Here is a 14255-nt window from a genome sequence, read left to right on the forward strand (position 1 = left end):
CGCGCGGCGGGCACGCGTGTACGGTCCGCTGCATGGCGAGCGAAGCGACGACGGTGCGTGTGCCCGGGCCTGACGGCGACCGCGAGGTCCGGATCAGCAGCCCCTCGCGGGTGCTCTGGCCCGAGGCGGGGATCACGAAGCTCGACCTGGCGGAGTACCTCGTGACGGTGGGCGATGCCTTCGTCCGGGCGAACGGCGACCGGCCGATCTCGCTGCAGCGGTTCCCCGGTGGTGTCGACGGCGAGCAGTTCTTCTCCAAGAACCCGCCGAAGGGAGCGCCCGACTACGTCCGGTCGGTGACGGTGACCTACCCGAGTGCCCGGTCGCACCTGCAGCTCGTGATCGACGAGCCGGCCGTGGCGGTGTGGGCCGCCCAGATGAACACGGTGGTGTTCCACCCGTGGGCCTCACGCGCCGAGGACAGCGACCACCCGGACCAGCTCCGCATCGACCTCGACCCGCAGCCCGGCACCGACTTCGGTGACACGGTGCCCGTGGCCGAGGAGCTCCGGAAGGTCCTCGACGAGGTCGGGTTGACCACGTGGATCAAGACCAGCGGCAACCGTGGCCTGCACGTGTTCGCGCCGATCCACCCCGAGCACGAGTTCCTCGACGTGCGGCACGCGGTGATCGCCGCAGCGCGTGAACTCGAACGCCGGATGCCCGACCAGGTGACGACGGCGTGGTGGAAGGAGGAACGTGGACAGCGGATCTTCGTCGACTTCAACCAGGCGAACCGCGACCGCACGATGGCCGGTGCCTACAGCCCCCGGGCCCTGGCGCACGCCTCGGTGTCGACGCCGATCACCTGGGGCGAACTGCCGACCGCTGACCCGACGAGCTTCACGATCCGGACGGTTCCGGAGCGGCTGCAGACCACCGGCGACCCGTGGGAGTCGATGGGGGAGCAGCCGGGCAGCATCGCACCGCTGCTGGAGTGGTGGGAGCGTGACCTGGCGAACGGCGAGGGGGAGCTGCCGTTCCCGCCGGACTTCCCGAAGATGCCGGGGGAACCGCCGCGCGTGCAGCCCTCACGGGCGAAGAAGCCCAGCTGAGGCCGAGCGGCCGGCCCTCAGGCTGCGGAGGAGACGTCCCGCTGGCGGTCCGGGTCTTCGACGCGGGTGGTGTGCGTCGGCAGCCCGACGCTCGCGGTGTGCAGGCGGGTCAGTCGCGACCAGGTGCCGCGGTGCGCGTCGGTGATGCCGTCGACGATCACGCGCCGAGTCCGATCGTGACGAGTGCGAGCGCCGTGGCGGTGACGCCGGCGATGGCACTGATGACCGCGCTGAGCTGCAGGACGCGCTGACGCCGTGCTTCTCGGACTTCGGTGAAGGGGCTCCGCTGAGGGTGGCGGACAAGCGTGCTGGTGCTCATGTCGATCCCCATTCGATCCAGGCCTCCGGGGCTCCGGAATGGACGCCTCGTGCTGCTGGGAACATCCTCACACGACTTCGCTAGTTCGACTAACTACTCATCCGGAAACGTGACCGAACAGCGACAAACGGACACCGCAGTGCGTTCCACGACCCGGAGGAGCGCACAGGGGCGGTGGCGAACGCCTCAGGACAGCACGTCGTGCAGGTCGTACGCACTCGGCACCTCGAGCTGCTCGAACCCGCACGACGTCGCGTCACGGTCGGGCCGCCACCGCTCGAACTGCACGGTGTGCCGGAACCGGTCGCCCTCCATCTGGTCGTACCGGACCTCGAGCACCAGTTCCGGCGCCAGCCGGACGAACGACGTGTCGCGACCCGACGAGAACCGCGACCGTTCCCCGTCACCGGTCACGGGCCTCCCGTCCGCATCGCGGAGCACGACGGGCTCGAGTTCTTCGACCAACGCGGCCCGTCGCTTGTCCGTGAAGGCGGAGACGCCGCCCACCTGACGGAGCTCGCCGTCTGCGTCGTACAGGCCGACCAGCAGCGACCCGACACCGGAGCCGCTCTTGTGCACGCGGTAGCCGATGGCGACGACGTCGGCGGTGCGGTGGTGCTTGATCTTGAGCATGGTGCGCTTGTTCGGTTCGTACGGCCGCGCGCGGGGCTTCGCGACGACGCCGTCGAGCCCGGCGCCCTCGAAGGTGGTGAGCCATTCGCGGGCCTGCTCGACGTCGAGCGTGGTGCGGGTGACGAAGAGCGGGGCGGTCATCGCGTCGCCGAGCTGTTCCAGGCGCTCGCGGCGCCCGTCGAACGGCAGGTCGAGCAGTTCCTGCCCGTCGACCGCCAGCAGGTCGAACGCCACGAACTGTGCCGGGGTCTCGACGCTGAGCTTGGCGATCCGTGAGGCCGCCGGGTGGATGCGCTGCGACAGGGCCTCCCAGTCGAGCCGCTCGGCACCGGGCTCGCCGGACCGCAGGATCACCTCGCCGTCGAGGACGACCGGGTGGTCGCGTCCGCCGAACTGCGCGCGGAACGCCTCGACGAGTTCGGGGAAGTACCGGGTGAGCGGCTTGGCGCCGCGGCTGCCGATCTCGACGTCGTCGCCGTCGATGGTCACGATGCCGCGGAAGCCGTCCCACTTCGGCTCGTACCGCAGCCCGCCCTTCGTGCTGTCCGGGTCGGGCACGGTGGCGACGGCCTTGGCGAGCATCGGTGCGATCTCCATGCGTCCTGTCTACTCGCGCGCGTCGTCGGCGCTGTCGGCGCGGTGCTGCGCAGCCTGCGCCGTCTGCCTGGAGGCCCGTGCTCCGCCCGGCGCGTGCGTTCGGTGAGCAGGAATGGTCGGGTCCACTGCCCGCACCCGACCCTTTCTGCTCACCATGCGTCGGGAGCAGGGCCATCGCCGGCCAGACACGCGTCGGTATGGTGGCGAGCGTGACGACCGTGCCCCCGCCGGCAGCGCCGGCCCCGGAACCGATCAGCCCCGTGCAGGCCGCCGCGCTCCGCGACGGTGTCCTGCCGCCCGTCGAGCAGGTCCGGCCGGGCATTTGGACCCTCGCGGTGCCGTTCCGGTTCGGGGTGCCCGACGCCACCCTGGTCTACGTCGTCGAGGGGGCGGACGGCTCGCTCGCGGTGATCGACCCCGGGTGGTCGGCCGACGGCCGTCTCGACGAGCTGCGGGACGGCCTCGCCGCGATCGGACGGGACCTGGATGACGTGTCGCTCGTCGCCGTGACGCACCTGCACGCCGACCACCTGGGCGCCGCAGCTGCGATCCGCCGGGCGACGGGCGCCAGTGTGGCGATGCACGGGCTCGAGGTCGGAGCGCTCGAACGGGAGCGCGCCGACGCCGAGCGGAACGACGCGGACATCGCGACGTGGGGGCTGCCCGAACACCTGCGGGCTGGGGTCGTCGAGGCGTGGGGCAGCGGCCGTCGGATCGGGATGGGCCGGATCGAGGCGCCGTACGCCGACGTGTCGCTGGAGGACGGTGACCTGCTGCCGATCCCCGGTCGGACGATCCGCACGCTCTGGACCCCGGGGCACACGAGCGGGCACGTGTGCTTCCTCGACGAGACCGACGGGCTGCTGTTCTCCGGCGACCACGTGCTGCCGCGGATCAACTCCGGCATCGGGCTCGGTGGACGGACCGGGACGAACCCACTGGGGGACTACCTGGCGTCCTTGGCCCGGCTCGACCCGTACGCCGAGCTCGAGGTCTGCCCGGGGCACGAGTACCGGTTCCGCGACGTCGTCACCCGTGCGCGGACCCTGGCCCGGCACCGGGAGGAACGCTCCCGCCACGTCGCCGCGGCCCTCGACGCACTGGACCGACCGACCCTGTTCGAGGTCGCCGCCCGGGTGCCGTTCAGCGGCGGGATCGAGTCGATGACCGGGTTCCTGCTCGCGAGCGCACTGACGCAGACGGCCTTCCACGCAGACCTGCTCGGGCGGGCCGACGAGGTGCGGCCCGCCTGACCTCAGCCGTCCGCGGCCGCGCGGGTCAGCCGAGCGTCGTCGCGAGGCGTTCGATCGTCGTCTTCGCGTCGGCGAACTCGGCGGCGGCGTGCTCGGCCAGGGCGGCGAGGTCCGGCAGCCGGTCGGCCAGGGTGGCGCTGACGGTGATCGGGTACAGCTTCATGCCGAGCGCGGTGCCGAGCACGATGTGCAGGACGGGGGAGCCGTGGTCCCAGCCCTCGGTCGGGGTGCCGGCGTCGTAGGTCGCGCCACGGCTCACCACGGTCACGACGGGTCGCCCGGCCAGGGGCTGCACGCCGCCGGTCAGGATGCCGGGCACGTGGATGCGGTCGATCCAGGCCTTCAGGGTCGAGGGCACCGTGTAGTTGTACAGCGGCGCACCGACCACGACGACGTCGGCGGCCAGGAGCTCGTCGATGACCTCCTGCCGCAGTGCGTCGGCTTCGGGCGCGACGGTCTCGTCGGCGGTGCGGTCGGCGGCGGCCCAGTGCAGCGCGGAGCTCTCCAGGTGGGGGAGCTGGTCGACGTGCAGGTCGCGCCGGACGACCGTGTACTCCGGACCGCGGGCGCGCCAGGCATCGGCGAAGGCTGCGGTCAGCGCGCGCGAGCGGGAGTGGGAGAGGTCGGCCGAGGAGTCGATGTGCAGCAGCGTGGGCATGTCGCCAACGCTACCGGCGCGGACCCACCCGGGTGCTGATGCGGGAACGGCCCCGCTGCTCCGGTGGGGAGCAGGCGGGGCCGTGGCGGGCCTCCCGTCCGCCGCGCGGGCACGCGACGGACGGGAGACGTCTCCGGGTGTCAGCGCTGGGCGCGACGACGGCGCGCGAAGCGGGCGCCGATCAGGCCGGCACCGGCGACCAGCAGGCCGAGGGCCCACGGCAGTGCGTCGGTGGTGTCCGAGCCGGTGTAGGCGAGCTGGCCGCCGGTGTTGACCGGTGCGACCGGGGCCGCTGCGGGTGCGACGGGGGTCGGGTCGGCGATGCCGGCGGCGACGGTCGGCCGGACGTCGACGGCGAACGACGTGCTGAAGTCGCCGGCGGCGACGGTCAGGTTGTGGATCGACGCGTGCGGGAACGTGACGCCGACGATGCCGAAGTCACCGAGCTCGGGGTCGGGCGCGATGACGTCGCTGGCGATGTCCGACGTCACCGTCGGCAGCTCGCGCGTCTCGCTGTCGAAGCCGCCCTCGGGGTTGCCGAAGCGGTCCACGAGACCGCCCTGGACCACGAGCGTGCCACCCTGCTCGATGGTCGGACGGCCACCGATCTGGAAGTCGTCCTCACCGAGCGTGAAGACGCTGCCGTCGGGCTCGATGATCCAGCTCGTCCGTTCCTGGTCGCTGTCATCGAAGAGGCCAGCGCGGTCGGTCGTGTAGACCATGACGCCGATCGGGGCTGCGGCCTCGACGGTCATCGACACGTACTGCGTGACGGACTCGGTGCCGCTGGTCGCGGTGACGGCGAAGTCGTAGTCCATCGCGAAGGTGGCGGTCCCGCTGAGTTCACCGGTCGAGGCGTCGAAGGTCAGGTCGAAGGGGAGCTGTTCCTCGGGGGACGACTCGTCCTCGGGGAACTCCTCGGCGTAGTCGGCGTCCTCTTCGGAGAACCAGGTGAGGCTGTACTTCGGCTCCGGGAAGCCCTGCGCACGGAAGGTGTGCGAGAAGGCGTCACCGGCGACGGTGCTCAGCGCGAGCGGGTTGTCCTGCGTCGCGCCGGCCTTGGTGGGCTGGCCGTCCGCGCCGAGGAACGCCGGGGTCTGCGTCACGGCCGCGGTCGCGGCCGAGGTGACGGTCGACGTCTCGGTCGCGCCGGGCAGCGTGCCCGTCACGGCGACCGTGATGGTCTTGCGGACGTCGGTGGGGTCGACGACGTAGCTCGCGGCCTTCGACAGGACGTTGCCGTCCTGGTCGGTCCACGAGTACTTGTAGCCTGCCTCGTCGTCGAAGCCGGTGACGACGGCGACGAGTCGGGTGCCGACCTTCGCAGCGCCCTCGATGGCGACGGTGGCGTCGGCGGCCTCGGCGGTGACGTCCGGCTTCGGGGTCTCGGTCGGCGTCGGCGCCTCGGTGGCCGTCGGCGCGGTGGTCTCCGGAGCGACGGGCTCGTCGGTGGCCTCCGGGGCCGGTGCAGCCGGGGTCTCCTCGGCGGGAGCCGGGGTCTCGGGCGTGGTGTCGGCGGGCGGATCCGTCGGCGTGGACGTCTCGCTGCCCTCGGCCGGGGCCGGGGTCTCGACGGCCGAGATCGGCTGCGTGGTGTCGAGCGTCTCGGCGTTGGCGGCCGTCGCGGTCATGATGCCGAGGCCGGTGGTCAGGCCGACCAGGGCGACGGTGGTGCCGACGGCGCAGGCGCGACGGACTGTGGAGGTGCTGCGGTGCACGGGTTCCCCCAGGGAATCGGTCCAGGCCACTGGCCCGGATCATGTGAATTTGCCGAGAATGTCGGCGTTCTCGGATCGTAGCGGGATCAGGTCCTGGGGCTGTGACGATTCACCGGAATGTGACCCGGGTTGGGGGTGCGTGCGGGAAACCGCCTGACTTCCGCAGCCGCGGCGCGGCTGCGGAGGTGCGGAAGGACGGACGGGAGGCCCGGTGCCAGCTGGCACCGGGCCTCCCGTCCGTTCGTCGGTCGCGTCTCAGGCGCGACGGCGCCGCAGACGGTGGACCAGCAGGCCGCCGCCGGCGGCGAGCAGGCCGAGCGCCCACGCCAACGGCGTGGTCTCGTCGGCGCCGGTGTAGGCGAGGGTGCCGGGGGTGCCGCTCGTGGTGGTCGCGACCGCGGCCGTGGCGACGGGACGGACGGCGACGACGAACGTGGTCGAGGCGCCGCCCTGGGTGATGGTGAGACGGTGGTCCGAGGCGTGCGGGAACGTCACCTTCGAGGCGTCGCCCCGGGGATCGGTGGCGATCTTGTCCGACGCGACCGAGCTCGTCACCGTCGCGCCGAACCCGGTGCTCACGGAAGCCGGCGCGGTCGGGTTGCCGAACCGGTCGACGGCGAGGCCGGACACCACCAGCGAGCCGCCCTGCTGGGCGGGGATCGAAGTGACGGTGCCGAGGGGGTCGCCCCCGCCGGAGAACGCGCTGATGACGCCACCGGGTGCGACCGACCAGACCGTTGCGCCGGGTGTGCCGGTGTCGACGATCGCGCGGACCCCGACGGGTGCGGCCGGCAGGACGGTCAGGCGCACGTACTCCGTGGCGGTCGCGGTGCCGCGGAGGGCGACGACCTCGAAGTCGTACGTGCCAGCGGTGGTCACGGTGCTGGTGAGCACCCCGGTCTCGACGTTGACGGTCAGGTCGGACGAGGGTGCGTCCTGGATCGCGTACGCCAGCGAACCCGTGCCGCCCGTGGTGCGGAACGTGTGCGTGAACGTCGCGCCGGCGGTGGCGGTGAGGGCGAGCGGCTTCGCCTTCGTCGAGGGCTCGGTGAAGACGACCGGCGACGGCGAGACGGTCAGGCGGACGTACTCGGTCACCTGTGTCGAGCCGCTGAGCGCCACGACCTCGAAGTCGAACGTGCCGGCGGTCGTCGGCGTGCCGCTCAGCACGCCGGTCTCGACGTTCACCGTGTAGTCCGCCGACGGGGCGTCCTGGATGGCGTACCCGACGGTGCCGTTGCCGCCCGTGGTGGTGAACGTGTGACTGAACGGCGTGCCGACCGTCGCGGTGAGGGCGATCGGGGCGGCCTGGGTCGACGGCTCGGTGAACGCGAGGTCGCTGCCGTCACCCGGTGCTGCCGCCGGGGTGGCGCTGTCCGTGGCCTTCGCGGCGGGGCTGGCGGCGTGCGTCAGGCTGGCACCCGGTGTCGCGGTCGCCGTGGTGCTCGTCGGTGTCGTCGTCCGCGTCGGCGTCGCCGCCGTCGCGGGCGCGCTGACGCCGATGACCGAGCCGATGGCGGTCGCCGCGACGACGATGCCGATCGTCGCCGCGCGGCGGACGGGCGGCTTGGTGGACTGGTGCATGGTTCCCCCTCGGGAGTCTGGTGGTGAGCACGCGGTGCCCGCGCGCTCCTCTGTGCTGACGTTACGGTTCACGGACCCGTTTTCGACCCATGCCGAGATCACGGTTTCGTCTCGGTACTACCGGCTCTCATCTGGGGTTTTTCACAGAAACGCGCGACGACGGGCCGGGGGTGCGGGGCGGTCCCGCGGCGCACCTCCGGTCCGTCAGGCGGTTGCCGTGACGTGCCTCAGCCGAGTCGGCGACGCAGGCGCCAGACGAGCAGGCCGGCGCCCGATGCCAGGAGACCGAGGGCCCACGCGAGCGGGCCGGACTCGTCGGCACCGGTGTACGCGAGGGTGCCCGACGCGGTCGGCGTGTGGGTGGTCGTGACCGTGGTCGTCGCCGTCGGCTGCACCTCGAAGCGGATGGTGCTCTTCACGTCTCCGGACGCGACGGTGATCGTGTGCGGCGACGCGTGCTCGAAGGTCACCCACGTGGCCACAGCCTCGGGGTCGTACTCGGTGCGGTCACTGGCCACGTCGCTCGTGAAGGTGAGGTCGGTGTGGTCGCCGACCGGCTGCCCGTCGGCGTCCACGGCCAGGGCGCGGATCTGCACCCGGTCACCCTGTCGGGCCGGGATCGCGTCGACCTGCTGCGGGTCGCCGTCCGCCGGGTAGTAGGTGATCACGTCGCCATCGACGCCCCACCGGTCGCCGGAGGTCCCGTCCGCGGGGAGCACCCCGATGGTGATGCCGGTGACGGCAGCGGGGGCCTCGGGGACGCGGACCGTGAACGAGGTCGAGACGCCGCCCTCGGACACCGTCAGTGTGCGGGTGCCCGGCTCCGAGAACGTCACCGTGTTCGCCGACCAGTTCGGGTCCCAGACCACGCCGTCGGTCGCGGTGGTGCTCGTGACGGTCGAGCGCGGGTACTCGTCGCCCGGGGTGGTGCGGTTGCCCAGCGCGTCGACGGCCAGCCCCGCGAGGGTCATCGAGGAGCCGACCGTGGCGGGGACCTCCGACACCACGGTGTCACCGGTGCCACCCGGCGCGTACTCCCGGATCGTCCCGTCGGCGTCGACCTGCCAGCTGACGTCGGAGTCCGAGCTGTCGACGCCGAACGTGACACCCACCGGGGCGCCGGGCTCGATGTCGACCTGGACGTACTGCACGGCGGTCTGGTGCAGGTCGGTCGCGGTGACCTGGAACAGTGCGGGTCCGTCGAACGTGCTCTTCGGGGTGGCGCTCAGGACACCGGTCTGCTCGTTCCAGGACCAGCCGTTGACGTCGTTGGTCGGGTCGAAGTTCAACGGGTTGAACAGGTACTCCAACGGGCCGTCGCCGCCCTGGGCGGTGAAGGTGTGCGAGAACGGCTGGCCGGCGGTCACGGTGAGGACGATCGGCGCGTCCTTGCTCGACGGCTCCGCCCAGGTGACGGGTGTCGATGCCTCGGGGGCAGCCTGTTCTGCGGCGGCGGGGGTCGTCGGCGCGGTGCCCGCGGCGGTCGTGCCCTGCGGAGCCGACGTCGCGGTGGTGCTCGGCGCAGCGGTCTCGTCGGTCGCTGCGGAGGCGGCGCTCGCCCCGATGCCGAACGCCGACGAAGCGGTGACGATCGCGATCGCCGCTCCGATCGCCGCGCTGCGGCGGAAGGTGTACTTGCAGGACTGGTTCACGGGATCCCCCTCGGATGCCTGGACGGGACGCCGGATCAGCGTCCTCTACTCAGGGAATGTCGCCCGCTGGCCAGTCCTGACGATCGCTCGATCACAGAATGATCACGACGGCAACGGAGCTCCGCAGCCGTCGTGCCGACCCGAGCCGCGCCTCCAGACCGCCGTGTCACGCTCCGACGACGGACGCGGCACGTTCGAGCGCGGCGCGGAGAGCACGCACCGCTGGCGACGACGCGCCAGCGGCGCGGACCACCGTGAAGATCGTCCGTCGCGGACCCTCCGGCAGCTCGAGCAGTCGACAGGTCGTCGTCCGGCCGGTCCACATCAGGTCCGGCATCAGGCTCACCGCGTTGCCGGACTCGACCAGGCGGATCTGCGTCTGCAGGTCGGCGGTCTCGTACCGGACGTCCGGCTCGAAACCCCAGCGCCGACAGACCTGCTCGGCGAAGTGCCGCGACGCGGTGCCGCGGGGCTCCATCACCCAGGGCATGGTGCGCGCGTCCTCGAGCGACGACACCGGGCGCAGCGCGGTGTCGAGCGGGGGCAGGGCGAGCCGCACCGCGTCGGTCGTCAGGTCCGATCGGTCGAGCCCGGGCAGGTGCGGTGCGGCATGTGCCGGGTACTGCTCGGCGATCACCATGTCGAAGTCACGAGCCCACGTCTCGTTCAGTGCGGTCTCCGGCTCCCGCTGCACCATCTCGACCCGGACGTCGGGGTGCTCCGTCGCCATCTCGTGCAGGGCGCTCGGCATCAGGGCCAGGGCCGCGGACTGGAACACGGCAACCCGCACCCGGCCCTGCACGGACGACAGGGTCTCCTCCACTTGGGACTGCGCGTGCTCGAGGACGTCGAGCACCTGGCCCGCCGCGGTGACCAGCACCTCGGCCTGCGGGGTGAGCTGCAGCCGTCGGCCGGCCTTGCGGAACAGCTGCACACCGGCCTCCCGCTCCAGGGCGCTGAGCTGCTGCGAGACCGCCGACGGGGTGAAGTTCACCGCCTCGGCGACGGCCGCGATCGTGCCACGGATGGACAGCTCACGGAGGAGCACGAGACGGCGGACGTCGAGCATGGTCCGACGCTAGCCGGACCGCGACCGGAACGGTAGCGCAACTGAACGGTATCCATCAGGAACGCTCACTTCCGCTACCGCATCCCGGACCTCCACACTGAACCCATGACGACGCTGCACGAGGACTCCGCCATCGACCACGACGCCCTGGCGGACCAGTCCGTCGCGCTCGTCCGACAGTGGCTCGCCGAGGCCGAGTCGTACCCCGTCGACGGCTCCGCGAAGCAGCTCGCCGGCGTGCTCGCCGACCCCGCCGGCCTCGACTTCGCCGTCGGGTTCGTCGACGGCGTCGTGCGACCGGAAGACCTCGCCGTCGCCGCCCGCAAGCTCCGCCAGATCGCCCCGGACGCCCCCGGGTTCCTGCCCGCCGCGCTCCGCGGACTCGTCCGGCTCGGCGGCGGCATGGCCCCGGTCCTGCCGAACGTCGTCGTCCCCATCGCCCGCCGCGTCCTCCGGAACATGGTCGGCCACCTGATCGTCGACGCCACCGACTCCAAGCTCGGCCCGGCGATCGCGGGCATCAAGCGCGACGGCGTCCGCCTCAACGTCAACCTGCTCGGCGAGGCCGTGCTCGGCGAACGCGAAGCCGCCCGCCGGCTCGAGGGCACCCACAAGCTCCTGGCCCGCGACGACGTCGACTACGTCTCGATCAAGGTGTCGTCCACCGTGCACCCGCACTCCCCGTGGGCGTTCGACCACGCCGTCGACGACATCGTCGAGCAGCTCCGACCGCTCTTCCAGCGCGCCGCAGCCGCCAGCCCCGCCAAGTTCATCAACCTCGACATGGAGGAGTACAAGGACCTCGACCTCACCATCGCGGTCTTCACGAAGCTCCTCGACGAGCCTGAGTTCCTGGGCCTCGAAGCCGGCATCGTGCTGCAGGCGTACCTGCCCGACGCGCTCGCCGCGATGCAGGAGCTGCAGGAGTGGTCCGCCGCCCGCCGTGCCCGCGGCGGTGCCGGCATCAAGGTCCGGCTGGTCAAGGGCGCGAACCTGCCGATGGAGCAGGTCGAGGCCTCGGTGCACGGCTGGCCGCTCGCCACCTGGCACACCAAGCAGGACTCGGACACCAACTACAAGCGGGTGCTCGACTGGGCGCTCACCCCATCGCGCGTCGAGAACGTCCGCGTCGGTGTCGCCGGGCACAACCTGTTCGACGTCGCGCACGCCTGGCTGCTCGCCGGTGAGCGTGGCGTGCGGGACGGCATCGAGTTCGAGATGCTGCTCGGCATGGCGCAGGGGCAGGCGTCGGCCGTGAAGAACACGGTCGGTTCGCTCCTGCTCTACACGCCGGTCGTCCACCCGGGTGAGTTCGACGTGGCGATCGCCTACCTGATCCGTCGTCTCGAAGAAGGCGCGTCGCAGGACAACTTCATGTCCGCCGTCTTCTCGCTCGTGTCGTCGCCGCCGCTGTTCGCCCGCGAAGAGGAGCGCTTCCGCGCCTCCCTGGTGCCGCTCGCGACGCCCGAGGGGCTCGAAGCGCCGGCATCACACCGGGTCGCCGACCGGTACGCCGCCGTCGGCCGCCCCGGCCCCGGCCACTTCGAGAACACCCCGGACAGCGACCCCTCGGTCGGCGCCGTCCGTGCCTGGGGCGACGCCATCACCGCACGGGTCGCCTCGTCGACGCTCGGCGTCCGTGCCGTCCAGGAGGCCCGGGTCGGCTCCGCCACGGCGCTCGACTCCGCGCTCGGTCGCGCCAAGGCCGCCGGTGCGGTCTGGGGGACCTGGTCCGGTGGTGCGCGTGGCGCGGTGCTGCACGCCGTCGGCGACGCACTCGAGGCGAACCGTGCCGCCCTCATCGAGGTCATGGCGTCGGAGACCGGCAAGACCATCGACCAGGCCGACCCCGAGGTGTCCGAGGCGATCGACTTCGCGCACTTCTACGGCACCCTGGCGTCCTCGCTCGACGACGTCGACGGTGCGACCTTCACGCCCGCAGCGCTGACCCTCGTCGCGCCGCCGTGGAACTTCCCCGTCGCGATCCCCGCCGGGTCCACCCTCGCCGCACTGGCCGCCGGGTCCGCCGTCGTCCTGAAGCCCGCGCCGCCCGCCGAGCGCTCCGGCGCCGTGCTCGCCTCGATCATCGAGACCGCGCTCGACGCCCACGGGGCACCGGCCGACGTGCTCGCGTTCCTGCAGGTGTCCGAGGACGACCTCGGGCAGCAGCTCATCGCGTCGCCTATGGTCGACCAGGTCATCCTCACCGGTGCGTACGAGACGGCCGAGCTCTTCCGCTCGTTCCGGCCGGACCTGCCGCTGCTCGCCGAGACCTCGGGCAAGAACGCCGTGATCGTCACGCCGTCGTCCGACCTCGACCTCGCCGTGAAGGACGTCGTCGCGTCCGCGTTCGGGCACGCCGGTCAGAAGTGCTCGGCCGCGTCCCTCGTCGTCATGGTGGGCTCGGTCGCCAAGTCCAAGCGCTTCCGGAACCAGCTGCTCGACGCGGTGTCGTCGCTCACCGTCGGCTACCCGACCGACGCGGCGACCCAGATGGGCCCGGTCATCGAGCCGGCCTCGGGCAAGCTGCTCGACGGCCTGACGACGCTCGGCGCGGGGGAGTCCTGGGCCGTCGAGCCGAAGCAGCTCGACGAGACCGGCAAGCTCTGGAGCCCGGGCGTCCGACAGGGCGTCCGCCGTGGCTCGGAGTTCCACCGCACCGAGTACTTCGGCCCGATCCTCGGCATGATGACCGCCGACTCCCTCGACGAGGCGATCGACATCGTGAACGAGGTCGACTACGGCCTGACCTCGGGACTGCACTCGCTCGACCCGGCCGAGATCGGCACGTGGCTGTCGCGGATCCAGGCGGGCAACCTCTACGTCAACCGTGGCATCACGGGCGCCATCGTCCGGCGGCAGCCGTTCGGCGGGTGGAAGAAGTCGGCAGTCGGTGCGGGGACGAAAGCCGGTGGGCTGAACTACCTGCTCGGGCTCGGGTCGTGGACGCCGGCACCGGCGGCCGGTGCGTCCGGTGTCGCCGTGTCGGGTCCGGTCTCGGCGTTCGCCCGGGCTGCCGAGGTCGCTTCGCCGATGCTCGACCGCGCGCTGGCGTCCGACGAGCAGGCCTGGTCGACGCTGTTCGGCACCGCGACGGACGTCTCGGCGCTCTCCGCTGAGCGGAACATCGCCCGGTACCTGTCGTTCCCGTCGGTGCAGGTGCGGCTGGCCGCGGTCGCCGACGCGGACGCTGACGCCTCGGTGATCGAGCTCGTCCGCGTCGTCGCAGCCGCACTCCGGGCTGGCACGACGATCGAGGTCTCCACGGCCGCGACGCTGCCGTCGTCCGTCGCCTCGGCGATCCGGTCGCTGCCGATCGTGCGCTCGCTGTCGCAGACGGTGTCCGACGGGGCCTTCGCGAGCTCGGTCGCTTCTGGTCCCTCGACCCGCGTGCGGCTCATCGGTGGGGACACCTCGGCGCTGTACTCCGCCGTCGGTGGTCGTCCGGACGTCGCGGTGTACGGCGGCCCGGTGACCGAGGCCGGGCGGCTCGAGATCCTGCCGTTCGTCCGCGAGCAGGCGGTGTCGATCACGGCGCACCGCTTCGGCACGCCGAACCACCTGACCGACGACCTGATCTGACCCCGGACCGCGGCGCTGGCGTTCGGGTCCAGCGCCGCTTGCACGACCGAAGTGCCCCCGAACCGCGCGATCGCGTGGTTCGGGGGCGCTCTGGTTGTGCGGCGTGCGGAACGTCGTGCGCGCGGCTGTCCGGTC

General features: G+C 72.1%; 11 protein-coding genes. 3 read left to right on the forward strand and 8 right to left on the reverse strand.

Going from position 1 to position 14255, the window contains the following annotated elements; translation table 11 throughout:
* Positions 1-32 precede the first annotated feature (32 nt).
* Positions 33-1055, forward strand: coding sequence for a non-homologous end-joining DNA ligase (gene ligD, locus MXD64_RS06830; protein ID WP_263137316.1), 1023 nt, complete (start codon positions 33-35; stop codon positions 1053-1055).
* Positions 1056-1072: 17 nt separating this feature from the next.
* Here the strand turns inward: ligD and MXD64_RS06835 are convergent, their stop codons facing one another.
* The 3 genes from MXD64_RS06835 to MXD64_RS06845 all read right to left on the reverse strand — a co-directional run bounded on the left by MXD64_RS06835 (position 1073) and on the right by MXD64_RS06845 (position 2604).
* Positions 1073-1216 (reverse strand): hypothetical protein, encoded by a 144-nt coding sequence (locus MXD64_RS06835; protein ID WP_017886554.1) that lies wholly within the window; start codon positions 1214-1216, stop codon positions 1073-1075.
* Positions 1213-1374 (reverse strand): hypothetical protein, encoded by a 162-nt coding sequence (locus MXD64_RS06840; protein ID WP_156155271.1) that lies wholly within the window; start codon positions 1372-1374, stop codon positions 1213-1215. The genes MXD64_RS06835 and MXD64_RS06840 overlap by 4 nt, the downstream gene beginning before the upstream one ends.
* Positions 1375-1560: 186 nt before the next feature.
* Positions 1561-2604 carry an ATP-dependent DNA ligase gene (locus MXD64_RS06845; RefSeq protein WP_259552309.1) on the reverse strand — a complete coding sequence of 348 codons (1044 nt, stop codon included), beginning with the start codon at positions 2602-2604 and terminating at the stop codon, positions 1561-1563.
* Between the two features lie 209 nt (positions 2605-2813).
* Here MXD64_RS06845 and MXD64_RS06850 point away from each other — a divergent pair, with 209 nt between their 5' ends.
* Positions 2814-3857 (forward strand): MBL fold metallo-hydrolase, encoded by a 1044-nt coding sequence (locus MXD64_RS06850; RefSeq protein WP_214563471.1) that lies wholly within the window; start codon positions 2814-2816, stop codon positions 3855-3857.
* Positions 3858-3882: 25 nt separating this feature from the next.
* On the opposite strand, the gene MXD64_RS06855 is transcribed toward MXD64_RS06850, so the two are convergent.
* The 5 genes from MXD64_RS06855 to MXD64_RS06875 all read right to left on the reverse strand — a co-directional run bounded on the left by MXD64_RS06855 (position 3883) and on the right by MXD64_RS06875 (position 10538).
* Positions 3883-4515 carry an FMN-dependent NADH-azoreductase gene (locus tag MXD64_RS06855; RefSeq protein WP_017886558.1) on the reverse strand — a complete coding sequence of 211 codons (633 nt, stop codon included), beginning with the start codon at positions 4513-4515 and terminating at the stop codon, positions 3883-3885.
* Between the two features lie 140 nt (positions 4516-4655).
* Complete coding sequence (locus tag MXD64_RS06860) at positions 4656-6233, reverse strand: hypothetical protein (protein WP_017886559.1); 1578 nt, start codon at positions 6231-6233, stop codon at positions 4656-4658.
* 255 nt (positions 6234-6488) lie between these two features.
* The gene (locus MXD64_RS06865) at positions 6489-7817 is read right to left on the reverse strand and encodes a hypothetical protein (RefSeq protein ID WP_262160009.1); all 1329 of its coding nucleotides are present in this window, start codon (positions 7815-7817) and stop codon (positions 6489-6491) included.
* A 227-nt stretch (positions 7818-8044) separates the two neighbouring features.
* Positions 8045-9469 carry a hypothetical protein gene (locus tag MXD64_RS06870; RefSeq protein WP_263137317.1) on the reverse strand — a complete coding sequence of 475 codons (1425 nt, stop codon included), beginning with the start codon at positions 9467-9469 and terminating at the stop codon, positions 8045-8047.
* Positions 9470-9635: 166 nt separating this feature from the next.
* On the reverse strand, positions 9636-10538 hold the full coding sequence (locus MXD64_RS06875) for a LysR substrate-binding domain-containing protein (RefSeq protein ID WP_017886561.1): 903 nt from the start codon (positions 10536-10538) through the stop codon (positions 9636-9638).
* Positions 10539-10643: 105 nt separating this feature from the next.
* Here MXD64_RS06875 and MXD64_RS06880 point away from each other — a divergent pair, with 105 nt between their 5' ends.
* Positions 10644-14120, forward strand: a complete 3477-nt coding sequence (locus tag MXD64_RS06880; RefSeq protein ID WP_263137318.1) for a bifunctional proline dehydrogenase/L-glutamate gamma-semialdehyde dehydrogenase — start codon at positions 10644-10646, stop codon at positions 14118-14120.
* Positions 14121-14255: the final 135 nt, after the last annotated feature.

The organism is Curtobacterium sp. Arg-1, from assembly GCF_025643395.1.
GTDB lineage: Bacteria > Actinomycetota > Actinomycetes > Actinomycetales > Microbacteriaceae > Curtobacterium > Curtobacterium poinsettiae.